This window comes from Pseudomonas parasichuanensis (assembly GCF_021601385.1).
Lineage (GTDB): Bacteria > Pseudomonadota > Gammaproteobacteria > Pseudomonadales > Pseudomonadaceae > Aquipseudomonas > Aquipseudomonas parasichuanensis.
Genome location: NZ_BQHO01000001.1, coordinates 103,096 through 129,468, shown reverse-complemented (window position 1 = coordinate 129,468; position 26,373 = coordinate 103,096). Strand labels below are relative to the sequence as shown.

Here is a 26,373-nt window from a genome sequence, read left to right as displayed (position 1 = left end):
AAACTGCCTACTCCCGACTTTCCGTTTTCCTACGCCCAAGGTGTTGTGCCAACGGCACCATGTACACGGGTACCGACGACAACTGCAGCAGGCGTACCGCCGTGCGACCGATGGGCACTCCAACGCCCGCCCCGGCGCTGTGGCTGCCGAAAATAAGCAGGTCGACACTCAGGCGATGCGCCTGCTCGAGGATGACCTGCGCCGGGTCACCCTGGCGCACCCGCACCGCCTTTATCAGGGCCAGGTCGGCTTCCTCGCCCAGTTCGTCACGAAAATTCTCCAGCACCCGCTGCTCGATCGCGGCCATCACTGTGTTGACCCCTTCACTGTGCAGCGCGTCCAGGGTTTGCTCATCGAGGTAACTCTGCAGCAGGGATTCGGCAAACTGGCCCATGGGCTCGACCGCGTGAATCACGTAAAGCTCTGCGTTGAAGGTGCGCGCCAGGGCCAGGGCGTGCTGCATGACGAAAGGTGCGTACACACCGAGGTCGGTGGCGTACAGCATGGTGCGGATCATTCGGCCTCCTCGACTGCCGTTGCGGCAGAGCAAGGTTGAGCTTAGCAGCGCCACCGGGCGCCGCTTTGCCGTCCGGCGCGGGCTGCAGGGGCGCTCAGGCTTGCCGGTTACGTCGGTCGATGAAGGCCAGCGCCTGATACAGCGCCTCGATCCGCGGCAGTCGGCAACCGGCCGCATGCGCCCTGGCCAGCGGCTCGGCATAGATAGCCTGCAACTCCAGCGGCCGCTGCGCGGCGTGATCGTGATACATGCTCGGCCAGTAGTCCGGCATCTGCTCGGTCACCCGGAACAGGTGCTCGGCGTACCCGTCCGGCAGCACCAGCCCGCAAGCACGCGCACCTTCGACCACTTCGGCCATCAAGGCCTGGATCAGCTCGCGGCTGTCAGGGTCACTCATCAGAGGGGTTGTGCTGGCCTTGAGCAATACCGAAAGACCGTTATACGGCACGTTCCACACCAGTTTCTGCCAGCGCGCCTGGTCGAGGTCGAGCATGGCCTGGGAGTCGATGCCGGCTGCGCGGAACAGCCCCGCGCCCTCTTCCACCACCGCCAGCCCGGCATCGGCCGCCGGCCCGCTGTGGTAGCCGAGGTTGACCGCACCCAACGCCTGATGGCGGATTACCCCAGGGCGCTCGCGATTCACGCAGATGAAGCACAGGCCACCGAGCAAGTGCATGTCCGGGCGCAGTGCCGGGCGCAGCTGGTCTTCCACCCCCAGGCCGTTCTGCAGCAAGACCACCTTGGCGCCGGGTGCCGCCGCCTGGACGATCGACGGCGCCAGCTCGCCATTGCTGGTCGCCTTGGCGCCCACCAGCAACCAATCGCACGGCGGCATGCCGGCAGCACTGGTGTAGGCCTGGACCTGCTGATGCAACTGGCCGTGCAACGCGCTGTCGAGCGTCAGCCCGCGCTCGCGCACCGCGGTGTACTCACTGCGCAGCAAAAAATGCACATCGAAGCCGGCACGGGCCAGCATCAGGCCATAAAAGCCGCCAATAGCCCCACTGCCAATGATGCCGATGCGAGCATTGCGAACCTGCATGCCTTATCTCCTGCTGGTGTGTTCGTCGTTTTTTAACACGTAAATCAGCTGGTTTTCGATCCCTCACTATACTGGGGCAAAGAAGGTCAAATAATCGACACGGAGTCGAGCATGTGCGGATACCTGCCTCATCCGGATGACATCCCGGTCGAACTCACCCTTCGCCCCACGTCCAGCCTGTTTCGTCGCCACCTCTATACCCAGGGCCTCGGCGGCATCGCCTGCAACCAGCCACGCGCTTACCGTCGCGGCACTGCCGTCGACGTGCTGATTCCCTCGCTGGGGCTCGACGCACATTACCCCGGCTATGTCGCCTGGTGCCAACGGCTTGATCAGGGCTATCGAGTGGGCGTGGCCTTCACCGACCGCCAGGCGCTGTTCGGTGCACGCATGGGCGAACAGGCCTGCCAGATCCAGCACTATTGCCTGGAGCACGCCCAGGCCGACCTTGGCAGCAGCATGGCGCAACAGTTGGCCGCGCAGTGGATCAGCCTGCATGCCGAGGCCTTTTCCGAGGCCAGCCTGGGCGCCTCACCCGCCTGAATCGCCGCTGCGCCCGCAAAAACCCCGTATCGACGGGCCCCAGCCCATTGTCGCGCCCCCGCTAACGCGTTAAGGTTCGGCCTCCCCGCTGCGAACAATCTGCTGCTGGGCCGCACGGGGATTGCTGGCGGCCGGCACCCGTGACCTGACGAGTAACACGATGGCTGATTTACCGATCGATGACTTGAACGTTGCCTCCAACGAGACCTTGATCACCCCTGATCAGCTCAAGAAGGAAATCCCTCTCAGCGCCAAAGCCCTGCAGACCGTGACTGCCGGCCGCGAAGTGGTGCGCAATATCCTCGACGGCAAGGATCACCGCCTGTTCGTGGTGGTCGGCCCGTGCTCCATCCATGACATCAAGGCTGCCCACGAATATGCCGAGCGCCTGAAGGTACTGGCCGAGGAAGTCTCGGACACCCTGTACCTGGTCATGCGCGTGTACTTCGAAAAGCCGCGCACCACCGTAGGCTGGAAAGGCCTGATCAACGACCCCTACCTGGACGACTCGTTCAAGATCCAGGACGGCCTGCACATTGGCCGCAAGCTGCTGCTCGACCTGGCCGAAATGGGCCTGCCTACCGCCACCGAAGCGCTCGACCCGATCTCGCCGCAGTATCTGCAGGACCTGATCAGCTGGTCGGCCATCGGCGCCCGCACCACCGAATCGCAGACTCACCGCGAAATGGCCTCGGGCCTGTCTTCGGCGGTCGGTTTCAAGAACGGCACCGACGGCGGCCTGACCGTGGCGATCAACGCCTTGCAGTCGGTCTCCAAGCCGCACCGCTTCCTGGGGATCAACCAGGAGGGTGGCGTGTCGATCGTCACCACCAAAGGCAACGCCTATGGCCACGTGGTACTGCGCGGCGGCAACGGCAAGCCCAACTACGATTCGGTCAGCGTCGCCCTGTGCGAGCAGGACCTGGCCAAGGCCAAGATCAAGGCCAACATCATGGTCGACTGCAGCCACGCCAACTCCAACAAGGACCCGGCCCTGCAGCCGCTGGTCATGGAAAACGTGGCCAACCAGATCCTCGAAGGCAACCAGTCGATCATCGGCCTGATGGTCGAGAGCCACCTGAACTGGGGCTGCCAGGCCATTCCGAAGAACCTGGACGAGCTGCAGTATGGCGTCTCTGTGACCGACGCCTGCATTGACTGGGCGGCCACCGAAAAAACCCTGCGCAGCATGCACGCCAAGCTCAAGGATGTGCTGCCGCAGCGCCAGCGCGGCTAACCCTTGCGCACATGAAAACGCCGGGCATTGCCCGGCGTTTTCATGTGTACGGTAAAGTTTTCAGGCCTTGCTCGAGTGGCGCTGCTGGCGCTCCATATAGCGCTCGACGTACGAACAGGACGGGATGACGGTGTAACCCATCTGCTCGGCGTATTCCAGTGCCTTTTCGGTCAAGGCGGCGGCGATGCCACGCCCGCGCAGGGCGTTGGGCACGAAGGTGCGGTAGATGTCCAGCGTCTGCTTGCCCAGGTCCATGTACGTGAGGTACGCCCGGTGACCGTCCACATTGGTCTCGAATTGATGACCGGCCTGGTCATGGTGGATGGTCAGCGTCTCGCTCATCACTACTCCTCGCAGGTCTTGTCGGCAGACCCATACCTTACCGATGTGTTTTTATCCGGCGGGGAACCTCTGCGCCACCTCTGCCCCTTGGACAGTTGCACGACCTGGATCGTTCTGCCTCTGGGCACCTACAAATAGTAGGCGGCACAAGCGGGGTTGCTCAAGCGGCCAGACTGAAAATCCAACAGCGCGGTTTTGCCGCACTGGCCTGGTTGCATGATACGCGCCGAACGCTCTTTGGGCTAAGACGCTCAGGGACAGTTGAAGTCACCCTTAGTTCAACAAAAAAGTTCCCAACCTACAATCGCTTGCGTGCGTCTCACACAATTTTCACACATGCCCTGCACAGCCCGTCACTGCTGCCCGCCAGCGACATTTTTTTTGCAGTTCTTGCGCTCAGTCAGTTTACTTACTACAAGTAATGGGTACTATGTACGCCGGCCAGTTTCTCTTTTCCGAGAGATGGCTATTTAAATAGAAAGTCCTTGAAGGGGAACACGATGAACAACGTTCTGAAATTCTCTGCTCTGGCCCTGGCCGCAGTTCTGGCTACCGGTTGCAGCAGCGTCTCCAAAGAAACCGAAGCTCGCCTGACCGCTACCGAAGACGCAGCAGCTCGCGCCCAAGCTCGTGCAGACGAAGCTTACCGCAAAGCTGACGACGCTCTGGCAGCTGCTCAGAAGGCTCAGCAAACCGCTGACGAAGCCAACGAGCGCGCTCTGCGTATGCTGGACAAAGCCAGCCGCAAGTAATAATCCTCGCGGATTGTTAAGAAGCCGACCCACTTGTGGGTCGGCTTTTTTATTGCCTGGTGAAAGGTAGTATGCACAAACAAAAAGGCCTGCACTAAGGCAGGCCTCTACGACAACCGCGAATGGCTTACTGCAGTTCGGCTGGAATGCTCGAGACCACCGGTGCGCCACCACCATTGACCGGGACGGCGATTTCAACCGGCATGCCATCTTCGGCGGCGACCACATCACGCACCATGTCCCAGTTCATGCGCAAGTTGTTGGCCAGGTCTTCACGCTTGAGCAGCGCATTGATCACGGCCGTGTGCTTGTCGACCACTGACGGGTTGCCCTGGTCGTCCAGCGGCGTGTGCGCCTCGAGATAGACTTTGCCAGCACTGAGGCCGAACTTGTAAGGCTCGTTGATGATGCGAACCGGCGTGTTTACCGGGACCATCTTCGACAGCGTCAGCACGTTGTTATTGAGCATGCGGAAGCACCCGTGACTGGTGCGCATGCCAATACCAAACTTCTTGTTCGAACCATGGATCAGATAGCCCGGCACGCCCAAGGTGAACTTGAACGGCCCAAGCGGGTTGTCCGGGCCGGCCGGCACCACGGCGGGCAGGATGTCACCATCGGCAGCGTGTTCCTTGCGGATGGAGGCAGGCGGCGTCCAGGTCGGGTTCGGCGTCTTGGCGGTGATGCGGGTGTTGGCGATCGGCGAGCCCCAGCCCTCGCGACCGATACCCAGCGGGAACGTGTGCACCACGTTCTGCCCTTTCGGGTAATAGTAGAGGCGGTATTCGGCGAGGTTGATGACGATGCCTTCACGCGGCCCGGGCGGCAGGATGTAACGGGTGGGCAGGATGATCTCGGTGCCGGCGCCCGGCAACCAAGGGTCTACGCCCGGGTTGGCGGCGATCATTTCGAGATAGCCCAGGTCGTTGGCGGTACCGATGTCGGCGAAGGTGTCTTCGTACTTGGCCTTGATCACCCGAACCTGGCCGACGACGTCTTCACCCGGAGGGGGCAACGGCAGTTCCAGCGCAACGGCGGGGCCGGCTACCAGCAGGGCGGCCAGGGACAGGCTACGGGTGACGGCGGGAAAGCGCGGCAACATCCGGTAAATCCTTCGAAAGGTCAGTCAAGGGTGTCGATTGTACACCCGCGCACCGGCAAGCGGGAGGCGTTGGCGGCCAGCATGCGTTTCAGATGATGAAAGGCGTTCAGAGTTCCGGCCAGACCGGGCGCATGCCGTGGCGCTGGGCATCGAGAATGGCCTTGCACAGTGCACACAGGCGCTCGTCGCGGTAGATGGCGCGCTCCACCACCGACCAGCGCGGCTGCGCTGGCAGCAGGCCGCCGCACAGGGTACGGTCGGCCGGCACACCCAGTTCCAGCTGGCGGGCCGCCAGGTGCACGCGGATCTCCTGGCAGGCGAACAGGTCGAGCTGCTCGTCAGGCTCGATCAGTTGATAGGCGTACAGGGACCAGGCGGGGCGGGGCATCGGGGGCACTCGAATCGGGGGGCGCAACATTAGCCGAAAGCGGCCCCCGATAAAAGCGTCACAGCAAGGGTTTTATCGCCGGCCAGGCATTTTCCAGCAAACGCTGCTGGGCTCCCTGGGCGGGGTGGATACCATCGGCCTGCATCATCTCCGGCACCCCACCGATGCCCTCGAGGAAGAACGGCACCAAGGCCACTTTTTTCTCGCTGGCCAAGTGCTCGTAAACCTGGGCAAAGGCCGTGGTGTAGCGCACACCGTAATTGGGCGGCAGGCGCATGCCCAGCAGCACCACCTCGGCCCCCGCCTCGCGGGCATGGTCGATCATCGAGGCAAGATTTTGTTGCAATTGCTGCGGTGGCTGCCCGCGCAGGCCATCGTTGCCGCCCAGCTCCAGCACCACGAGGGCCGGCTTGTGCGCTGCAAGCAGCGCCGGCAGCCGCGCCTGGCCACCGGCACTGGTGTCGCCACTGATCGAGGCATTGACCACCTGATCGTCAAAACCCTCGTGCTCCAAGCGCTGCTGCAGCAAGGTGACCCAGCCCTGGCGGGTATCCAGGCCAAAACCGGCGCTGATACTATCGCCGACAATCAGCACGGTTCCCGCCGCCGCGCCCTGGGCCAGGCAACACAGGGCCAGGCCGGCACTCAACCACCACATTCGCATCGGATTCTCCATGGGCCCCAGCATTCTCGTTGCGCAGAACCTTAGCAAAGTGGTCCCCAGCGCGGAAGGCGACCTGACCATCCTCCACGCACTCTCCCTCGACCTCGCCCAAGGCGACAGCCTGGCCATCGTCGGCGCCTCCGGCTCCGGCAAATCCACCCTGCTTGGCCTGCTTGCCGGGCTTGATCGCCCCAGCGCCGGCAAGGTCATACTGGCCGGCCACGACCTCGGCCCGCTGGATGAAGATCAGCGGGCCCGGGTGCGCGCCGAACACGTCGGCTTCGTCTTCCAATCATTCCAACTGCTCGACAGCCTCAATGCCCTGGAGAACGTGATGCTGCCGTTGGAGCTCGATGGCCGCCGCGATGCCCGCGAGCATGCCCGCAGCCTGCTGGAGCGGGTCGGCCTGGGTAAGCGCCTCAGCCATACCCCACGCCAGCTGTCCGGCGGCGAACAGCAACGGGTGGCGATCGCCCGCGCGTTCGCCGCGCAACCGGCCGTGCTGTTTGCCGATGAACCCACCGGCAACCTCGACAGCCACACCGGCGAGCGCATCAGCGACCTGCTGTTCGAGCTGAACCAGGAGCGCGGCACCACGCTGGTGCTGGTCACCCACGACGAGCGCCTGGCCAGCCGCTGCCGCCGCCTTATCCGCCTGGATGCCGGCCGCCTGGTCGCGCCCCTGGAGCCCTGATGACTCGTCTGCCCTTCTTGCGCCTGTGGGCGCTCGCGCTGCGCCAGCTGTTACGCGATGCCCGCGCCAGCGAAGTGCGCGTGCTGTTCTTCGCACTGCTGGTGGCCGTGGCGGCGAGTACCGCCATCGGTTACTTCGGCAGCCGTCTCAACGGCGCGATGCAGTTGCGCGCCAGCGAATTCCTCGGCGCCGACCTGGTACTGCAAGGCAGCGCGCCGGCAACGGCGCAACAGATAGCCGATGGCATCGCGCTGGGCCTGCGCCATGCGCAGGTGGTGGAGTTCACCAGCGTGGTCGGCGGCGACAACGGCATCCAGCTGTCGAGCATCAAGGCCGCCGACCCTGCCTACCCCTTGCGCGGCCAGTTGCGCAGTGCCGCCGCGCCCTATGCCGCAGAAACCTCTGGTGGCGGCCCGGCACCCGGCGAGGCCTGGGTTGAGCCACGCCTGCTGGCAGCGCTAGGGCTGTCGGTGGGTGACAGCATCGATGTGGGTATGAAGACCCTGCGCATGAGCCGTGTACTGACCTACGAGCCAGACCGCGCCAACAACTTCTACAGCCTCACACCGCGCGTACTGATGAACCTCGCCGACCTCGACGCCACCGGGGTGATCCAGCCTGGCAGCCGGGTCAGCTACCGGGAGCTGTGGCGAGGTGACCTCGACGCGCTGGCACGCTACCGGCAAACCGCCGAAACCAGCCTGGCCGCCCACCAGCGCCTGCTCGACACCCGCGATGGCAACCGCCAGATCGGCGGGGCGCTGGGCAAGGCCGAGCGTTACCTGAACATGGCCAGCCTGGTGGCCGTGCTGTTGGCCGGTGTCGCCGTGGCCCTGTCGGCCAGCCGTTACGCCGCCCGGCGCCTGGACGCCAGCGCCTTGCTGCGCTGCCTGGGCCTGTCGCGGCGGCAGGCACTGGGATTGTACTGCCTGCAACTGGCCATGCTCGGCACGGTCGCAGCCCTCGGCGGCGCCCTGCTCGGCTGGCTCGCCCAACTGGGCCTGTTCCGCCTGCTCGAAGGCCTGCTGCCCAGCCAACTGCCCCCCGGCGGCCTCGCGCCCGCGCTTGCCGGGGTCGGCACCGGGCTGGTGGCGCTGGCCGGCTTCGCCCTGCCGCCACTGGCCGCCCTCGGCCGCGTGCCACCCTTGCGGGTGCTGCGCCGTGACCTGCTGCCCACGCCGCCGAGCAGTTGGCTGGTGTATGGCGCAGCCCTGCTCGCCCTGGGCCTGATCATGTGGCGCCTGAGCCTCGACCTGCTGCTCACCTTCGCCCTGCTGGGGGGTGGCTTGATTGCCGCGCTGCTGCTCGGCGGCCTGCTGCTGCTCGGTTTGCGCAGCCTGCGCCAGCTGCTGGCCGGTGCACCGCTGGCCTGGCGCCTGGGGCTTGGCCAGCTGTTACGCCACCCACTGGCGGCGGCCGGCCAGGCCCTGGCCTTCGGCCTGATCCTGCTGGCCATGGGCCTGGTGGCGCTGCTGCGCGCAGAACTGCTCGACAACTGGCAGGCGCAATTGCCCAAGGATGCGCCCAACCATTTTGCCCTCAACATCCTGCCCGATGAGCGCCAGCCGTTCGCCGAGCGCCTGGCGCAGATCAACGCGACCTCAGCGCCGCTGTACCCGGTGATCCCCGGCCGCCTCACCCACATCAACGATCAGCCGGTTCGCCAGTTGGTGAGCAAGGAGTCCACCGGCGAGCGGGCTATCCAACGCGACCTCAGCCTGACCTGGGCCGCAGAACTGCCCCAGGGCAACGCACTGAGCGCCGGCAACTGGTGGCAACAGGCGCCGCAGGACGACGCCATACCCGGCGTGTCGGTGGAGGCGGAACTGGCCCAGAGCCTCAACCTGCAACTGGGCGACCTGCTGACCTTCGACATCGGTGGCCTGCAGCGCCAGGCCAGGGTCAGCAGCCTGCGCACGGTGCACTGGGACAGCTTCCAGCCCAACTTCTACATGATCTTCCAGCCCGGCACGTTGCAGGGCTTGCCCGCCACTTACCTGACCAGCTTCTACCTTGCCCCGGGGCACGACCAGGAAGTCGTCGCGCTGTCACGGGCATTCCCGGCGGCAACCATCCTGCAAGTCGACGCCCTGCTCGGCCAACTGCGCAGCATCCTCGCCCAGGTGACGCTGGCGGTGGAGTATGTGCTGTTGTTCGTTTTGGCTGCGGGATTGGCAGTGCTGTTCGCAGGCCTGCAGGCAACCCTCGACGAACGCATTCGCCAGGGCGCCCTGCTGCGCGCACTGGGTGCTGCAAGGCCGCTGCTGGTCAAAGCCCGGCGCATTGAATTCGGATTGCTTGGCGCGGTCAGCGGCCTGCTCGCCGCACTGGGCTGCGAGCTGATTACCTGGGCGCTGTACCGCTATGCCTTCGATTTGCACTGGGCGCCACACCCATGGCTGCTGGGGCTGCCACTGGCGGGTGCGATACTGGTGGGCGGCGCGGGGGTGATTGGCACTCGGCGGGCGCTGAATGCCAGCCCGTTGACAGTGTTGCGCGAGGGGTAGCACGGTGTGAGCTTGGCCGGTGCCACATTATGTAGCACCGGCTTGCAGGCCCACTGTAGGAGACAGTTGTGCAGCCTCAACGATTCCAGCTGGCCTCCCCCTTGCGCAATGCCGTGGCGATGGTCTGCAGGTTGCTGTCCGGCAAGGTCTCAGGCAGCAGATCGGTCCCCGAGCTGACATACAGCTGCGCATAGGCATTGCGCAGCTCGGCGTAGGCCAGGTCGCGCTTGAGCTGCGTCTGAAGGTTGTTCAACTCCCCCTGAATCAGCTCCAGCTCACCGATGTTCTGCGTCTGGTAGCGGTTGCGCAGCTGCTCGGCGATCTGCCCGTCGAGGGTTGCCAGCTCTTCACTGGTGCGGAACTGGCGCACCGATTCGTTGTAGTTGGCGTTGGCCACGTACAACTGCGCCAGCACCGCCATGGACATGGCCTGGCGACGCGCCGCGGCCACATCTTCGCCCGCCTCTGCGACCTTGATCGCCGCAGGTGCCGAGAGCACGTTGAACAGGTTCCAGGTCACCTTGACGCCGTAGTCGGCCCAGCTCTGGTTGGTCAGGAACGAGTTGCTGTCGTAGTGCCCTCCGGCGGAGAACTCCAGGCCCGGCAGCATGCGCAGCATGGCCTTGCGGGTTTCCGCGGCGCTGATGCGTGCCTGGTAGTCCTGCTCGCGCAGCTCCGGACGGCTGGCCAGGGCCTGCTCTTCGAGCTTGCTGAAATCGCCCTTGAACTCGGGCACCGCGTAGCCGTCGTCCGGGGCCAGGGTGAAGTCGCTGTTCAGCGGCAAGTTGATCAGCGCGGCCAGCTCGGTCTTGGCCAGGGACAGCGCGCGACGCTGGTCCTCCAACTGGCGGGTGGCTTCGATCAGCGCGCGCTGGTAGCTCAGCGTCTGCACCGGGTCACCGACGCGCTGCGCGGTCATGCTCTGGCTGTTGTCACGGGCTTGATGGATGCGCCCCATCATGCTGTCGATCTGGCTCAACAGACGCTGCGCCGCTACTGCGCGCCAGTAAGCCGAACGCACGTCCTGGGTGATGGTATGGATGACCTTGCGCTTGCGCTCCTGAAGGATCAGGCGCTGGTCAGCCTGCTGCTTGGCACTGACATAGCTGACACCGAAATCCAGCACGTTCCACACCATGGTCAGGTCGGCGACGTCACGGTCGCGGTCCTGCGAGGTCGAGGGTTCCAGGGACTGGGTGCCGGTGCGCACACTCTGGCTGCTGGAGGCGCTGGTATTACTACGACCGGCATAGCCGGCTTCCATCGCCATGCGCGGCAGCATGTCGAACTGGGCCAGGTCGACCTGGCGCTTGGCCAGGGCCTCCTCCATCACCTTCAGGCGCGCTTCGAGGTTGTACTTCACCGCGCGGGCCATGGCCTCGTGCAGGGTCAGGGGCCCGTTGAGCGGTTCCTGGTCCTTGAACATGCTGGCCAGGTCGGTGCGCGCGCGCGCCTCGCTGGCACTGCGCTCGATGGGCTGGCTGGTGACGGCGCAACCGCTGACGGCTAGCGCCAGCAGGCTGGCGGCAAACAGTGTGTGGCTTTTCTTCATCCTTGGGCCGCCCCCTGGTACGGCTCGCTTATCAAGTGTTGTGCTGTAAGTCATGCCTGCTGTCCGATCTGGGTCGGCTGCGCCAGGGCATTGGCCAACTCGCGCACCTGGCGCTGGTCGGCTTCGTTGATGTGCTGCAATTGCTGGCCGAAGGTCGGCGCACCGAACACCCCGCGCAGGCCCTGGTTGATATCCGCCGGGCGCCAATGATTGCCGTTGAACACGCTCATCTCGTTCACGCCGGGTACGTCGTGGCTGAAGATGCTGGCCAGCGTGCTGCTGCCGAACACCCCGGCGCTGTCGCCACCGAAGCCCAGGAAGCCGCCCTGCCCGCTGATGCCGGCAGCGCTGTCACTGCTGCCGAACACCTGGGCGATGAAGCTTGGCGCGCTGCTGGCGTTGCCCAGGAAGATGGTGCCCAGCGGCTGCAGGTCGCCGCCGACGCTACGCACTTCGAACAGCGAAGGCGGCACCAACGGCGATACGCTGGTGTTGCTCGGCAGCGTCGGCGCCTGCGGCTGTACCAGCAGCGTTTGCACCTGGCTGACCGATTGCGGCGGGTCAAGGCGGTATTGCAGATCGCCGACATCCTGGGACTGCAAGGTCTGCGCCTGGCCGACCAGGTTCACCGCCAGCTGATTGCCGACCGCATCCTGGATACCGCTGTTCAAGGCACTCAGGCTCAATGCCAACGTGCCCTGGCCGCGCAGGTCGCCAACCACGACGCGATAGGTCTGCGCATCGATGCGCTGCACCGACTGCAGCACGCCAGTGGCGCTGCCGGTGCCCAGCACGCTGAAGTCAGCGGCATCGACGCCGCTGACCGCCTCATCGAAGGTCAGGGTGAAACTCAAGGTGCGGTCGCTCGGCAGTACCGGGCCATCGACCACGATGCCGATCGGTCGCGGCGCGCGGGCATCGACCAGGATGCCGCTGAGATCGCCGACATTGTTCAGGGCCGTCTGTGCATCGTTGCCGAGGGCGTCGCGCATGCTCGCGCCGTTGAGGTCGATGTTGGCGGCCACGCCGAAATGGCTGTTGCCGGCCATGCCGCTGGTGACCATGAGGCGGAAGGTCAAGGCGCTGCCGCCGGAACCTGCCAGGTAGTCGGCATAGACCACGCGCCCGTTGTCCAGGGTGATCGCCAGGCGCGGCGTGCCGCTGCCGGTGTCCACCAGCACCGCCTCATCGGTGTTGACCGTAAAGTCCAGCGACTGGCCGGCAACGTAGCTGCCGCTGGCCGGCACGCTCACGCTGCTGACCGCCGGTGCGACGCGGTCGATGGCGTAGCTGTTGCCTGCCAGGCCACCCGTGATCGGGTTGCCCGCCCCATCGACGATGCCGGTACCGCTGGCGTTCAGGTCCAGGCGCAGATTGCCGATGCCGGCCAGGTTGTCGACGACGATGACATAGGTGCGGCCATTGACCTGCTCCACCGAGGCAATGCGCCCACTGGCGCTGCCACTGAAGGCGAGGGTGAAGTCGCCACTGTCGACACCGCAGACACCTTCGTCGAAGGTCACGGTGTAGCGCACAGCGCCGGCGCTGGTCGGCGTGGTGTCGACGCGCACGATCTCGAGGGCACTTGGCGCGTGGGTATCGATCACCACGCTGCTGCCATTGCCAGGGTTGTTCAGCGCCAGGTCCATGGCGTTGCCCGCCGCGTCACGGGCGCTGGCGCCATTGAGGTCGACGCTGGCGGCCAGGGCGATGCCGCTGCCGGCATTGTCGCCAGGCTGGATGCGGTACTCAAAGACCAGCGCCGCGCCGCCCGAACCTGATACGTACTGCGCGTAGCGGGTCACGCCATCAAGGGTCAAGGCGAACTGAGGCGTACCGGTGCTGGTGTCGATGATCACCGGTTCACTGGCGTTGACGGTGAAGCGCAGCACATCCCCGGCCTTGTAGGTACCGGGCAATGGCAGGGCCACGCTGGCAACACTCGGGGCCACGGCATCGATCAGCACACCGTCGGTAGCCGGCAGGCCATTGAGGCCGGTCTGCGCGTCGTTACCGACGGCATCGCGCAGGGTTGCGCCGTTGAGCTGCAGCGCGTTGCCGACACGAATACCCGTGGCGTCCAGCTGGCCGCTGCTGACGGTAAGGCGGAACACCAAGGCGCCGGTGCCCGAACCGGACAGGTAATCGGCGAACACCGTGCCGCCGTTGTCCAGGGTGACTTCAAGGCGTGGCGAGCCGTTGCTGGTGTCCAACTGCACCGCTTCGCTCATGTGCACGGTGAAGTCGAGCTGCTGCCCGGCGACGTAGGTGCCGTTGAGCGGCACATCCACACCCGTGACCGTCGGCGCGACCCGGTCAACGCTGTAGCTCTCGCCAACAAGCCCGGCGGCCACGAGGTTGCCGGCGGCATCGGCAATATCGGTTCCTGGGTTCAGGTCCAGGCGCACCAGGCCGGCACCGCTCAGGCTGCCCACGACCACGGTGTAGTGGCGACCATCGACACTGCTGATGCTCTCGATGCTGCCGTGGGCGGTACCGGTGAACACCAGGGTGAAATCACTGGTATCCAGATGGGTCACCGCTTCGCTGAAGGTCACGGTATAGGTGAACGATCCGGCGCCGGTCGGCGAAACGTCGTTACGGGCAATACTGGTGGCAGTCGGCAGTGAGGTATCGACCAGCACGGCCGTGGTGCTGCCTACACTGTTCAGGGCCAGTGCCAGGTCATTGCCCGCGCTATCCTTGACCGCCCCGCCATTGAGGTCGAGGCTCGCGCCCAGCGCAATGCCGTCGGCATCGCTGTCCCCCGCCTGCACGGTGTACTGGAACACCAGGGTCGCGCCGCTGCTGCTGCCCGGCACCAGGCTGGCATAGCGAGTGCTGCCGCCGATATCCAGGGCCAGGCGTGGCGAGCCGCTGGTAAACACGGCTTCGCTGGCATTGACGGTGAAGGTCAGCACATCGCCAGCCTTGTAGCTGCCGTTGGCCGGCACGCTGACGCTGGCCACGCTCGGCACCACGCCGTCCACCAGCACGCCACTGCTGTTGCCCGGGCTGAAGGCAATCGCGCTGTCGTTGCCGGCGGCATCGCGCATGCTGCCGCCATTGAGCTGGATGCTGCTGCCCACGGTGATGCCGTTGCTGTCCTGCTGGCCGCTGGCGACCACCAGGCGGAACACCAGGGCACTGGTGCCGCTGCCGGAGACGTACTCGGCATAGGCCGTGCCGCCGGTGTCGAGGGTCACCTCGATGCGCGGGGTACCGCCGGCGGTGCTGACGTTGACCGCTTCGCTGAAATTGACGGTGAAGTCCAGGTTTTGCCCGAGGCGGTAGTTGGCGTCGCCCGGCAGCACGATGTTGCCGATACTCGGTGCCACGCCGTCGACGACGATGGCCTGCTGGCCGGCCAGGGAGTTGGCGCCACCCAGGGTCGGCAGGGTCAGGATCGCCGCGTAGCCCTGGGGGCTCTGCAAGACTGCGCCGTTCAGCGACAGTGCAGCGGTGCTGGCGTAGTCGAGGTCGGTACTGAGATCACCGGCCTGCACGGTGTAGCGGAAGGTCAGCTGGGTGGTGCCGGAGCCACTGAGGTATACCGCCTGGCGGTCTATCGCGCCGGTTTCCAGAAGCAGGGTCGGGGTGCCGGAGGTTTGGTCGACGATCACGTTGTTGTCGAACTGGACCACGATGTCGATCTGGTCGCCCACCTTGTGCGCGCCGTCGCTGCCCGGGGCCGCCACCACGCCGGTGACCTTCGGGTTGATCGGCGAGATGATGATCGAGAGGGTGTCGACGTCGGTCTTGATACCGCCGCTGCCGCTGTAGCCCTGGTCGTCGCTTTGGAAGGTGATCGAGCCGGTGCCGTTGTAGCCGGCCTGCGGCGTGAAGGTCAGGCCGTTCAGCGCGGCGTTGATGGCCGCCAGGGTGCCGGTGAAGACCATGGCCGTGTCGTTGCTGCCATCGCCGGTGGCGAAGCTCAGCCCGACGATCGAACCCAGGGTCATCTGCCCGTTGACGGAGGTCAGGGACAGCTTGATGACGTTGCCGCCGGCATCCACGTCGCTGATGGTGATCAGGTTGCCGTTGGCGCTGCTGAACACCAGCGAGCCGTCCTGAAGCACAGTCTGGGCTGCCGGCAGGTTGTTGACCGGCGCGTCGTTGACCGCGGCAATCACCAGCGAGATGTTGGCGTTGACCTGCAGTGCCCCGCCGCTGCCAGTGTTGCCGTTGTCGTTGATCGAGATCGACATGGTCTTGACCCCGGTGGCGTTCAGCGCACCGAGGTAGGTCAGGCGGCCATTGCTGACCAGGGTGTTGATGTCAGCGACGGTACCTTCCAGGGTGATGGCGTTGGTGCCGTTGTTGGTCACGGTCACCCCGCTGCTGGCGCTGGCACTGAAGGTACCGTTGCCGTTGGCCACGCTGAAGATCACCCGGACGCTGCCGGTGCCAGCATCGACATCGCCGAAGGTGATGCCGGCCATGGACTTGGCCACGTCCTCGGTGACGTTGATGCTGACCGGGCCGCTGATGGTCGGCGCATCGTTCACCGGAGTGATGTCGAGGGTAAGGTTGCGCGTGTCAGTGGTGACACTGGCAGTGTCCAGGCTCAGGCCAAGGGTCACGCTGACGTTGGAGTTCAACACCGGTGTGTACTTGAGGCTGCCGGCGGCAATGAAGTTGTTGATCGCGGTCAGGGTACCGCTCAGGGTCAGCGCCGAGCCGGTGCCGGCGACGGTAACGCCGCTGCCGCTGATGCCACTAAGGGTACCGGCGGTGACGGTCAGGGTCAGGGTGCCGCTGCTGGAGTCGGCGTCGCTGAGGATGATGCCGGTGACCGGCGACAGGGTGTCCTCGGTCACGGTGACGTTGGTCGGGGCGCTGATCATCGGCGCGTCGTTGACGGCGGTGATCGTGACGTCGCGGGTCACCACGTTGGAGTCCAGGGTGCCGTCGTTGACCTTGATCGACACGGTGCGGGTGGTCGTGGTCGGGGTGTCCGAGCCGTTGGTGTAGGTAATCGAACGCAGCGCTTCCTGGAACTGCGCCTGGGTCGCGCCACCCGCGGCGGTCAGGGTCAGGGTGCCGGCGACGGCGTCCCACGAGCCCGTGATATTGCCCATGGTCGCCGGGTTGGGCGTGAAGCCCAGGGTATCCTCGCCGAGCACGTAGGTGCCGCCCAGGCTGATGGTGGCCGAGGCGATGCCAGGACCGTCCGGGTCGGAAATGGCGAGGGCGCTGTCGATCACCACCGGGGTGGAGGTGACATTGTTGCCTTCGGTCCAGCCCAGGCTGCCACCGCTGCCGGTCACGATCGGGGCGTCGTTGACCGCGTTGACCAGCACGCTGGCAGTGTCGCTGCCGCTGGAGTAGCCATTGGCGCCACCGAGGCTGCCGGCGATGTTCATGGTGGTGCCCTGGTAGCCCTGATTTACGGTCTGGTCCCAGGCGCGGTAGGTGATGGTGGCGGTCTCGCCATGGATGCCATCGGGCACGAAGCGCACGCGGTCGGCCGGACGCAACAGCAACGCGGCGGTATCCGAGACGGTGCCGATATCGTTCCAGGTGGTGCCGTTGTTGGTGCTGAACTGCCATGTGCCGTAGGTGCCGGTGAGGCCGTTCACGGCGATGCCCTTGAGCGCGCCGGTGTCGACATCGGTCACCCCGCCGAGCAGCGTGCTGACGGCGTCGCCGTTGTTGTTGGTGGAACTGTCGGTCAGGCCGGTCAGGGTCGGGTTGACCGGGGTGATCACCGGCGCATCGTTGACCGAGGTGACGATCAGCGTGGCCTGGGCAGACCCGCTGGAGTACGCGGTGGTGCCGCCGTTGGCAGTGGTGTCGCCAATATTGGGTACGCCATTGGTCGACGCTGCGCCGCTGGTGCGGTCCCAGGCACGGTAGGTGAAGGAGACGTTCTCGCCATTGGCGCTGTCCGGGACATAACGGATCTGGGTACTGGAGTCCAGCAACAAGGCGCTGCTGGTGGAGACCGTGCCGAAGGCGGTCCAGGTGGTGCCATCGGTGGAGTACTGCCAGGTGCCGCGACCGACGGTGGCGATGATGGCGATGCCGGAGGCCGCGCCCGCATCCGCGTCCGCATAGGTGGCGCCGGCCAGCACGGTGGACACGGCAACGGCAGCGCTGGTGGTGTTCTCGTTGACCGAGGTGATCACGTACGGACCACCGCTCAAGGTCGGCGCGTCATTGACTGCGACCAGGGTGACGACACTGGCGATGTTCGGCGAGGTGGTGTTCTGGCCGCCGTAGAGGGTGCCGCCACTGTCGCGCACGTTGCTCAGGGTGACCGTACGCGAGGTGCCGCTCGGTGCGTTGCTGTCGTTGCGATAGGCGACGTTGTTGACGATGGTCTGCGCGGTCGCGGTGGACAACCCGGCGTGGGTCACGGTCACGGTCGCGGTGCCGGAGTTGACCGAGACCGAGACGCTCAGGCCATTGTTCAGGGTGGTGAGGTTGGTGCCGGCGGTCAGGGTTACGTCGGAGCCGTCGATCACCAGTTTCTCCGAGGCGCCGTTGGCCAGGTTGGAGACACGGAACGTCATCAGGACGACAGTCTGCCCGGCCTCCACGGTGTTGATGCTGGCCCCGCTGAACACGGCCACGCCCGAACCGTCCTCGGTAAAGGTCGGGTTGGTGCCGGTGACGCTGACCACCGGCGCATCGTTGACCGCCAGGATATTGACCGTGACCGCGGCCGCAGTGCTGGTAGTGCCGGTCTCGTCGGTCACCGTGACGCTGAGGGTGCGCGCGCCGGTGTTCGGCGTGGTGGTGTTGCTGTTGCTGTACTGCAGGCTGCGCACCAGCGCAGTCACTGCATTGGCGTCGGCGCTGGCGTTGAGGGTGATGACCAGGGCGTTGCCGCCGCTGCCACCGGTGAACGCACCGATGATGACACCGCCGTAAAGTACGTTGCTGCCAGACACAGAGATCTGCCCGGCAGCAGTGCCAAGGCTCAAGATCGACAGCACGTCTTCGTTGGTCACGGCACCGCCGGTGACCGACACGCGCACGCTGCCGCCGTTGAAGTTGGCCGAGTCGGCGTCGGTGACCACGGCGTTGTCGCTCTGGTCGATGAGGATGCCGCTGCTCTTTTCGGCGTAGTTGACTGCGTCGCCGTTGAGGTTGGCGATCACCGGCGCCGCCACGGTGGCGGTGGTGAAGTTCAGCGCGGTGCTGTTGTAGATACCCTTGTAGACCTTGCCGTCGGTATTGACGAAGGTCTTGCTGTCGACGCGCACGGCATAGGCGGTGCCCTGGACCAGGTCCGACGGATCGATGGTCCAGGTGGTGCCGGAGCCGGAGACCTGGCCGCTGGTCACGTCGATGGTCTGGACGATCTGGTTGTCTGAGGTACGCACGATGTAGATATTGCCGGCGCCCTTGCTCACGCTCTCGCTGAAAGTCAGGGTGATGTTGGCCCCTGGCGATACGTTCAGGCTGTCGTCGGCCGGCGTGGCGCTGACCAACCGGGGCGTAGCACCCGACTGGTAATACACGTAGGAACTGCCTGTCGCGGAAATACCGATGACGTCCAGGTCGCCATCGCCATCGAAGTCGCCAGCGCGGAAGTTGCTGTTGCTGAAGTCGACCATGTTCAGGCCGGCGAACGGCGAAACGGCGCGGGTGACGGTTGTGAAGGTACCGTCGCCATTGTTCACGCTGTACTTCCACTCGCTGCCGTTGGTGCCGTCCTGCCAGAACACGTCGGCATCGCCGTCACCGTCGAAATCTCCCCACAGGGTACGCCCGCCGTACGGCGTGGTCGGGAAGTTGCTGGTCGAACCCAGGGTGAAGGTGCCGCCGTTGTTGAGGTACAGCGTGCCCTTGGAACCGTTGGACACCCACATGATGTCGAGGTCGCCGTCGCCATCGAAATCCAGGACCCGGTAGTTGAACGAGCTGTAGCTGCCCAGGGTGAACGCGGCGAACGGTGACGCGGACTGCACCACATCGGTGAAGGTACCGTCACCGTTGTTCCTGGCATAGCGCCAGCTGTTGCCGGCGTCGACGTTGCCGGGTTGATAGAGGATATCGGCGGCGCCATCGCCGTCGAAGTCGCCCACGACCAGGCGCACGTTGTACTGGGTGCCACCGAAGCCGACGGCGGTTTCCTGGCTGAAAACACCGTTGCTGTTGCGGTAGAGGTACGCCGCCCCGCCGGACACCACGCCGAGCAAGTCGATATCGCCGTCCTTGTCGAAGTCCGCCGCGTAGTAGTTGATGCCGTTGCTTGCGGCGTTGACCAGCGTCACGTTGGCAAACGGCGACTGAGCCTGGTCGACCACGGTGAAGGTGCCGTTGGCGTTGCCCGCAGCGAAGCGCCAGGCGGTCCCATCGCCGCCAATCTGGTAGAGGATGTCGGCGCGACCGTCATTGTTGAAGTCGCCGACCACCATCCGCGACAACTGGCCAGTACCCAGGACCGGCCCGGTAGCATTGGCATCGCCGCTGAAGGAGACGGCCATGAGGGCCTCGTAACCCTGCAGTTGCGCGCCCAGGGCAGTGGTCCCGATGGTGCCGCTGGTGCGTTCCAGCGCCCAGTTGCCACCCAGGTCCGCAGCACCGGTGTCGTCGGCGGAGGCGGCGACATCGGCACCGGTGATCTGCGCCAGTTGGTCGATGAACGCCTGGCCCCGCTCGGTCTCGCCAACCCGGCAACCGTAGAGCATCAGGTCGCCGTCGGCCTTGAGCGCGGTGCCGATGCTTTCCAGCTCTGCGCGGTGCTCGGAAAGGTTGGCGTTGGACAACCACAGGTTGCCCATCTGCACGCTGCCATCAGCACCGTGGGACAGCAGGTGGATGGCGTCCAGGCCCTCGCGACCCTTGAGGTAGTCAGCCATCTGCTGCAGGCCGTCCTTGTTCGGGTCGAGGATCACCACCTCGGCATTGCCCGACAGGCCCTGCAGCAGTTCACCGACATTAGCTACCTGGCCGTCGATGAACACCACTTCCTGGCGTTGGGTGTTCTGCGCGCTGCTGGCGGCACTGGGGGCACTGGCGGCCGAAGCAGCGGTCTTGTCTGCGGAGGTGCTGTCCTTGGCCGTGTCCTTGGCGACATCGGCCGCGGCGTCCTGGGCGACCACGCCAACGGACGCATCGAACATGATTCGCGGTTCAAGGGCCATCAACAGCGGCGCCTGGGCGGCATCGGCCGGCTGCGGCTGCTGGCTGGGCTTGCGCGAAAATCGCTCGATGAATTTCATGCTGCACCTCCTGGAATGCCCGGCACCGTCTGCTTTGGCGATGCACTCGAAAAAGTGGCGCTGCCCTGGGACAGCGCCGGTTGTAGCAATCAGCCGCGGGTTGGGTACTGACCCTGCATGGCTATGATGTAGTTGACGGCCACGTACGGGTTGATCACCGATATCGGCACGCTCTGGCCCGATACGCCAGCAGCGATGGTGCCGGTCAGGGTTGGGTTGTTGGATGCCAGCTTGATCTGGGCTTTGCTGCTGTCCGGGGCGTGGAACAGGTTGATCGCGTTGCCGTTGCTGTCGACCGGCAAGGCCAGGAAGCTGCCCGCAACCGGCTCGGTGAGGTTGGCCTCGACGTTCAGCACCGTCGTCGGATCGACCTGCACCGCCAGAGTGGAGGCGATTGGGTGGGTGTGCGCGGCCATGTTCGACACCAGCGGGGTAACCTGCGCAACCCCACCGACCTGGCCCTGGACGTAGTTCGGCGCACCGTTGGTGCTGTTGCCGTAACCGACCGGGACCCGACCCTGGAGGTCTGGCAGTGCGAAGGTCGACTGGCCGTTACCGCCATACATGGTGCCGAGCAGCGAGAACAGCGCAGCGTTCTGGCTGACGGACAAGACCTGGCCCATGCACTGCGACCAACCGTAGGGGGCAAAGTTGAAGCCCACCAACCTGATTTCGCCGAGATACTGATCAGACATCAGACACTTCCTTACGTTGACATGCGTTGGAGAAATCCTGGGCTCGGCTACTGTGAATCACTGCCTCAAGCACATGTCGGCCATCGGGCTCGGGCTTGACTGGCGACATCAGCAACATCCAGGGCTGCTCGCGCCCCGGACCGAAAAGATTGAACACCGCCTGCGGCAATTGCACCCCGAGGGGCAACGCGATCAGCAGGGAATAACAGTCGTAGTCGGGGGTCATCGGCAGCCCTTCGCGCACTTGCAGCAAGCTGACCTTCAACGCCCGCTCGGGCGTGATCTGCAGCAGGAATCCCTCGGGATCAGCCTGTTGCAGATCCTCGCGGGTGGGGATGAGGAAAACGGTGGATTCGCTCATGAAATCTTCCTGGAAGCTGACTGCGGTTGACGGCGCATTTGCAGGTAAACGCCGTTGTTGCCGCACACGACAAAGCCCATGCGCCCATAAAGGCGCTGCGCGGGGTTATAGGTCTCGACATACAGGTTCACGACCAGGCCCAGTTCATCGGCACGACGCAGTTGTTCGTCGATCAGCGCGGAGCCGATACCGCGGCCCTGGTAAGCGGGGAGCAGGATGATATCGACCAGGTTCATCGTGCTCGGGCCCCAGAACATGTAGATGCGCCCGATGGGTTGCCCCTCATGCTCGATGATCCAGAAATCGGCATCGTGGTAGTGGGCCTGGTAATAGGTGTGCTGGGCGTGGAACTGCTGGCTGAGGAAGGCCACGATCTGCTCGACGGGCCAGCCGCTATGGGACATTTCGAATGCACGCGAACCGGCATAGAGGCGCTCGATAAATGCCATATCGCCTGAATGCAAGGCACGGAGCGTCACAGCGCACTTCGAACTCATCAAAGCAACTTCCCTGTAATAAATACGGTTGAGCTAACGACTTATGTGACGGGCGTCACATTTAACACTGTGGCGAATTGACATCAGATTACCGCACTCTGTCCTACAATCGCACTACTAAAATCCACTTTCTCGTATGCCAATTGCAGCCATGCGTCGCCATGCGGCGGCCAGCAGCGATTCACCCTTCCCATCCAGCAAAACAAGGCCTCGCAGCGGGTGGGAGAGCGGCCCGGATGCACCGTTTTCGAGCACGAATTGCGCGCCATAGTGAGCCTGCAACGGCTGCGCCCGCTTATCTTCATCGCGCCTGACCGCGATCGGCCCCTTGTGATCGGATACCAGGGCTTCCTGGTCGATATAGGAAACGCCGTTGGCATCTACTTCTTTAAGGCTCACCGGCAATGAGTGGCGCAGTACATCGTCGGCGACGAAGTGCCCGGTGATGCCCGGCGCCACCCGCCACAGATCGGCCTCAGCCAGGTAACCCCGTAAACGCACCCCCGCTGCGGCGACCTGGGCCAGCGGCAGCTCGGCACTGACCCAGCGCCCAGGGGCCAGGTTGTCGGCCAGGTCGCGCACGGTGCCGGCATGGGGCGCGCGCAAGTTCAGGCGTTCGCGCTGCGCGGCCAGGCCGCGATACTCGGCCACCGACTCGGCCAGGCGCTGTTCGAGAATGCCGCTGTCGACAGCCGTGTTGCTGCGGCTGGACTGGCGCCGCAATTGCACTTGCAGGATTTCGATCTCGCGGCGGGTGATGCTCATGCGCGAGGCCAGGTCCGGGGACTCCAGCGCCACCAGCACCTGCCCTTCGGCGACCTGCTGGCCGTCTTTCACCAGCACTTCGCGCACCCGCGCCGCTGCCGGCGCATGCAGGGCGCTGACCCTTGAGGATTCGAGCATCGCCGGCACCTCCACGCCGCTGCGCCACGGCAGCAACAGCAGTGCCAGCAAGGCCAGCACGCCTCCCCCAAGCCACACCACTTTGCGCGGATGGGCCTGATCCCGGTGCTGCCACCAGTGGCCCATTTCCTTGCAGATCGGCAGAAAGATGAACCACACCAACTCGACCATCATCAGGAAGATGCCGAGCACCTTGAAGAACATGTGATAGACCGCCAGGGCGATACCAAAGAACAGTACCGCGCGCCACAGCCAGGAGGCATAGCCCCAGCACAGCAGGCGCTTGCGCAAGGCAGGCGACCAGCGCTCCGGCGGCGCCTCGCCATAGCCGAACAAGGTTTCGCGCAGGTGCCAACGGCACAAGGCATAGCCACGGCCCTGAAGGTTGTCGACGCCCCACAGGTCACTGAGCAGGAAATAGCCGTCGAAGCGCATCAACGGGTTGACGTTGATCGCCAGGGTGGTGATCCAGGTGGCGCTGGCCAGCATGAACGCCGCCGTGCGCCCTGCCCCATCAGGCAGCAGCGACCAGGCGAGCAAGGCGATGCAGGCCAGCAGCAGCTCGGCCAGCACCCCACCGGCGCCGATCAGCAGGCGGGTGCGGCGGTCCTGCACACGCCAGGCATCGCTGACATCGGTGTAGAGCATGGGCAGCAAAACCATGAACGCCACGCCCATGCTCGGCACCCGGCAGCCGGCGCGCTTGGCCATGTAGGCGTGGCCAAACTCATGGCACAGCTTGGCAAAGCCCAGGGCGATGGCGAAAGCCGCCATGCCGCCCAGGCTGAGCAACTGCGGGAAGGTGGCAAGGAAGCGCTCCCAGTCGCGCATTACCAGAAACGCGCCGAGCAGCAGCACCAGCGGCAGGCCAACGCGCAACAGCCCCGGGCCGAAACGCGCCAACCACGGCCAGGTGCGGTTGAGGAAGGCATCCGGGCGCCACAGGGGAATACGGAAGAACAGGTACTTGTGCAGGACCTGGGTCCAGATGCCCTGACGCCGGCTGGCGGCCTTTGCTGCGTAGCTGGCGCTTTGCTCAGGGTCAGCGCCGCTGATCAGGTCGTGACCACGCAGGAATTTCAGCAGCTCTTCCAGCGATTGGGGTGTCAACGGGGCGCCGGGCTCGGCATTGGCCGCCTTGAGCACCTGCAGCGCGTCGCCCAGCGCCCAGTGGCGCAACAGGCGCATGGCCGGTGCACCCAGCTTGAAATACTTGCCGCGCAAGGGGTCGGCCAACGTCCATTGCGGCGAGCCGTCCAGCCCTGGCGTCGCCACCGACAGCTGCAGGTCCGGGCGCAACGCCGGCAACATCACAGGCCCACCGCCTGGCGCAGGGCCGCCAAGGGCCGGCGCAACAGGTACAGCGCCAGCGGCGCCCGGTCGCCGAACAGTTTCGCGGTGCCGCGCAGGCCAATACGCGGCGGCGCCTCGGCAAAGTCGGCATCCAGCCGGTAGGCCAATTGCCCGGCCGCCGTGCTTTGCGCCTGATAGGCGGCGCGCGCCAACGTGGCGCTGTGCCGATGCAGCGGGTCGCTGTCGAGGAACAGTGCCACTTCAGCGCCGTTGTCCAGGCCGATGGCATCGGCCACCGGCAATTCGATCCGCAGTTCGGCCTGGGCCGGGTCGGCGATTTCCATCAGTCGCTCGCCCGTGCGCATCGGCTTGCCGATAAAGCGCTGGGCATCGGCGAAGACCGCGATGCCGTCGCGCTCGGCGCGCACTTCACTACGCCCCAGCAGGTCGCGGGCGTAATCACGCTCGGCGCGTTTCTGCTCGACCCGGGCCGCCAGCAGGTCCAGGCGGGCGCTGGAGTCGGCATCGGAGAACGCCCGTTGGGTATTGGCCTTGAGTTCCGCCTCAGCCACACCCAGCGTGCGCTCGGCGACATCGGCCTGGGCCTTGAGGCCGGTGGCGTCGAAACGCACCAGCAACTGCCCGGCCTGCACCGCTTGGTTGGGCTTGACCCGCACCTCGGCGACCACGCCATCCAAGGGCGCGGCAACGACCTGACCGTTTCGTGGCACGACCTCGGCGGGTGCCAGCACCGACTGGCGCACCGGCACCAGCAGTACCAGCAGCAACGCCGCGGCCAAGGCCCAGCGGGCGCGTGCCGGCCAGCGCAGGCGCCACGGCTTGCCCGGTTGCAGGGCGTGCCAGGCATGGCTGTAGCAATCGCCCAATTGCGCCAGCAAGACCTGTTCGGCTTCGCTCCACGGGTTATCGCGGGCCAGCCAGAGCCCGCCGAAGACCTGCGCCTGGCGATCCTTGAGCGGCAACCAGAAAGCATGCGGCGCCGACAGCGCCTGCCAGTCGTCGCGGCTGGCCTGGTCGACGCTTTCCGGCGGCACCGCGCCGGGCAAGGCAAAGCGCTCGCCGGCCGCGAGACGGGCTGCCATGCGTTCGATGAATACGACAAAGGGCGCGTTGGGCTCGACCACGCTGATGCCGGTCAGGGCCCGCACTTTGCCAGCGATCAGCAGCGCGCCGTGGCGATAGCCGAACAGCGCCTGGCTGTCATTGACCATGCTGAACGCCAACACTTCGGTGGACGTCGCGGCACGGGCCTGACGCTCCAGCTTCAGGTAATGCGCCAGCAGTTGTTCGAGGGCACCGGGAACGGGAGCGTTCATCGCGGCTCCGCGAAGTGCGCCGTGCCGCTCATACCCGCCAGCAGGCCCGGGGTACTGGCCGGCACGCTACCGATCAGCAGCAGGGTCTGGCTACCCTCGTCGATGCGCGCGCCAAGGCGCTTGACCACGGCATCGATCGACTTGCCGGTTTCATCGGGGACGAAGCTGAAGGTCTGTTCGGGCTTGAGCTTGCCCAGCCAGCGCGACGGCACCAGCAGGTGGATTTCCAACGAGCGGTTGTCGACGATTTCCAGCAATGGCGCACCGCTGGCAACGCTTTCATGGGCCTGCACACGGCGGACGACCACCTGGCCATCGAACGGCGCCTTGACCTGGCAGCGCTGCACCTGCACCTGATAGACCTGGGACTCGGCCTGGGCCTGGGCCTGACGAGCCTCGGCCAGGGCCACCTCGAAACGGCCGACGGAATTCAACGCGGCCAGTTGCTGCTTGTTGCGCAACTCTTCCCGCGCGGCGCGGACCGCGGCCGCGGAGGCATTGGCCTGGGCCTGGTAAGCACTGCAGTCAAAACGCACCAGCACATCGCCCTTGCTGAACGCCTGGCCTTCGGCGTAAGGCATCTCCACCACACGGCCGGGCAGTTCGCTGGCCAGCACCGCCTGGGAGCGCGCACGCAACACGCCACGGACTTCGCTGGCTGTGGCGGTGGCGCCGTCAAGCAGCGGATCGGGCTCGGTCGCGGCCTGCGCCACACCATTGATCAAGGCCAACGCCGCCCACAACACTGCCTGCTTCATGTCGCTACGT

Annotated in this window: 19 protein-coding genes; 5 read left to right on the top strand and 14 right to left on the bottom strand. The window is 65.3% G+C overall.

All coding sequences use genetic code 11. The features are described 5' to 3' along the window. Window positions 1–7: 7 nt before the first annotated feature. Complete coding sequence (locus L6D77_RS00635) at window positions 8–517, bottom strand: universal stress protein (RefSeq protein ID WP_232879904.1); 510 nt, start codon at window positions 515–517, stop codon at window positions 8–10. 94 nt (window positions 518–611) lie between these two features. Beyond that, window positions 612–1,559 (bottom strand): putative 2-dehydropantoate 2-reductase, encoded by a 948-nt coding sequence (locus L6D77_RS00630; protein ID WP_232879905.1) that lies wholly within the window; start codon window positions 1,557–1,559, stop codon window positions 612–614. Between the two features lie 111 nt (window positions 1,560–1,670). Between L6D77_RS00630 and L6D77_RS00625 the strand changes: the two genes are divergently transcribed. Both L6D77_RS00625 and L6D77_RS00620 read left to right on the top strand, forming a co-directional pair. Beyond that, on the top strand, window positions 1,671–2,102 hold the full coding sequence (locus tag L6D77_RS00625; protein WP_232879906.1) for a PilZ domain-containing protein: 432 nt from the start codon (window positions 1,671–1,673) through the stop codon (window positions 2,100–2,102). Window positions 2,103–2,262: 160 nt separating this feature from the next. Continuing rightward, window positions 2,263–3,339 carry a 3-deoxy-7-phosphoheptulonate synthase gene (locus L6D77_RS00620; protein WP_125463482.1) on the top strand — a complete coding sequence of 359 codons (1,077 nt, stop codon included), beginning with the start codon at window positions 2,263–2,265 and terminating at the stop codon, window positions 3,337–3,339. A gap of 60 nt (window positions 3,340–3,399) precedes the next feature. Here L6D77_RS00620 and L6D77_RS00615 read toward each other — a convergent pair whose 3' ends face one another. Beyond that, entirely contained in the window at window positions 3,400–3,681 is a 282-nt protein-coding gene (locus tag L6D77_RS00615) for a GNAT family N-acetyltransferase (protein WP_110994199.1), read from the bottom strand. Between the two features lie 500 nt (window positions 3,682–4,181). Here L6D77_RS00615 and oprI point away from each other — a divergent pair, with 500 nt between their 5' ends. Next, entirely contained in the window at window positions 4,182–4,433 is a 252-nt protein-coding gene (oprI, locus tag L6D77_RS00610; RefSeq protein WP_003259780.1) for an outer membrane lipoprotei OprI, read from the top strand. Between the two features lie 127 nt (window positions 4,434–4,560). On the opposite strand, the gene L6D77_RS00605 is transcribed toward oprI, so the two are convergent. From L6D77_RS00605 to L6D77_RS00595, 3 genes are all read right to left on the bottom strand, one after another. Continuing rightward, the gene (locus tag L6D77_RS00605) at window positions 4,561–5,535 is read right to left on the bottom strand and encodes a L,D-transpeptidase family protein (protein WP_232879907.1); all 975 of its coding nucleotides are present in this window, start codon (window positions 5,533–5,535) and stop codon (window positions 4,561–4,563) included. Window positions 5,536–5,641: 106 nt separating this feature from the next. After that, the gene (locus tag L6D77_RS00600; RefSeq protein ID WP_125463480.1) at window positions 5,642–5,923 is read right to left on the bottom strand and encodes a hypothetical protein; all 282 of its coding nucleotides are present in this window, start codon (window positions 5,921–5,923) and stop codon (window positions 5,642–5,644) included. A gap of 58 nt (window positions 5,924–5,981) precedes the next feature. Continuing rightward, entirely contained in the window at window positions 5,982–6,587 is a 606-nt protein-coding gene (locus tag L6D77_RS00595) for an arylesterase (protein ID WP_232879908.1), read from the bottom strand. A gap of 10 nt (window positions 6,588–6,597) precedes the next feature. Here L6D77_RS00595 and L6D77_RS00590 point away from each other — a divergent pair, with 10 nt between their 5' ends. Further along, on the top strand, window positions 6,598–7,281 hold the full coding sequence (locus L6D77_RS00590) for an ABC transporter ATP-binding protein (RefSeq protein ID WP_232879909.1): 684 nt from the start codon (window positions 6,598–6,600) through the stop codon (window positions 7,279–7,281). Beyond that, entirely contained in the window at window positions 7,281–9,788 is a 2,508-nt protein-coding gene (locus tag L6D77_RS00585) for an ABC transporter permease (protein WP_232879910.1), read from the top strand. The genes L6D77_RS00590 and L6D77_RS00585 overlap by 1 nt, the downstream gene beginning before the upstream one ends. A 76-nt stretch (window positions 9,789–9,864) precedes the next feature. Here L6D77_RS00585 and L6D77_RS00580 read toward each other — a convergent pair whose 3' ends face one another. The 8 genes from L6D77_RS00580 to L6D77_RS00545 form a co-directional block, all read right to left on the bottom strand. Then, window positions 9,865–11,340: a TolC family protein gene (locus L6D77_RS00580; RefSeq protein WP_232879911.1), complete on the bottom strand. Its 1,476-nt coding sequence runs from the start codon at window positions 11,338–11,340 to the stop codon at window positions 9,865–9,867. Window positions 11,341–11,390: 50 nt separating this feature from the next. After that, a complete protein-coding gene (locus L6D77_RS00575) occupies window positions 11,391–20,519 on the bottom strand; it encodes a DUF4347 domain-containing protein (protein WP_232879912.1) in 9,129 nt (3,042 codons plus the stop codon). Between the two features lie 89 nt (window positions 20,520–20,608). Then, complete coding sequence (locus L6D77_RS00570) at window positions 20,609–21,214, bottom strand: phage tail protein (RefSeq protein WP_232879913.1); 606 nt, start codon at window positions 21,212–21,214, stop codon at window positions 20,609–20,611. After that, window positions 21,207–21,575 carry a DUF6916 family protein gene (locus L6D77_RS00565; protein WP_232879914.1) on the bottom strand — a complete coding sequence of 123 codons (369 nt, stop codon included), beginning with the start codon at window positions 21,573–21,575 and terminating at the stop codon, window positions 21,207–21,209. The genes L6D77_RS00570 and L6D77_RS00565 overlap by 8 nt, the downstream gene beginning before the upstream one ends. After that, a complete protein-coding gene (locus tag L6D77_RS00560) occupies window positions 21,572–22,024 on the bottom strand; it encodes a GNAT family N-acetyltransferase (protein ID WP_232879915.1) in 453 nt (150 codons plus the stop codon). The genes L6D77_RS00565 and L6D77_RS00560 overlap by 4 nt, the downstream gene beginning before the upstream one ends. Window positions 22,025–22,189: 165 nt before the next feature. Beyond that, on the bottom strand, window positions 22,190–24,289 hold the full coding sequence (locus tag L6D77_RS00555; protein ID WP_236169940.1) for an efflux RND transporter periplasmic adaptor subunit: 2,100 nt from the start codon (window positions 24,287–24,289) through the stop codon (window positions 22,190–22,192). Further along, the gene (locus L6D77_RS00550; protein WP_232879917.1) at window positions 24,286–25,605 is read right to left on the bottom strand and encodes an efflux RND transporter periplasmic adaptor subunit; all 1,320 of its coding nucleotides are present in this window, start codon (window positions 25,603–25,605) and stop codon (window positions 24,286–24,288) included. Before L6D77_RS00550 ends, L6D77_RS00555 begins: the two co-directional genes overlap by 4 nt. Then, a complete protein-coding gene (locus L6D77_RS00545) occupies window positions 25,602–26,363 on the bottom strand; it encodes an efflux RND transporter periplasmic adaptor subunit (protein WP_232879918.1) in 762 nt (253 codons plus the stop codon). Before L6D77_RS00545 ends, L6D77_RS00550 begins: the two co-directional genes overlap by 4 nt. Between the last annotated feature and the right edge of the window lie 10 nt (window positions 26,364–26,373).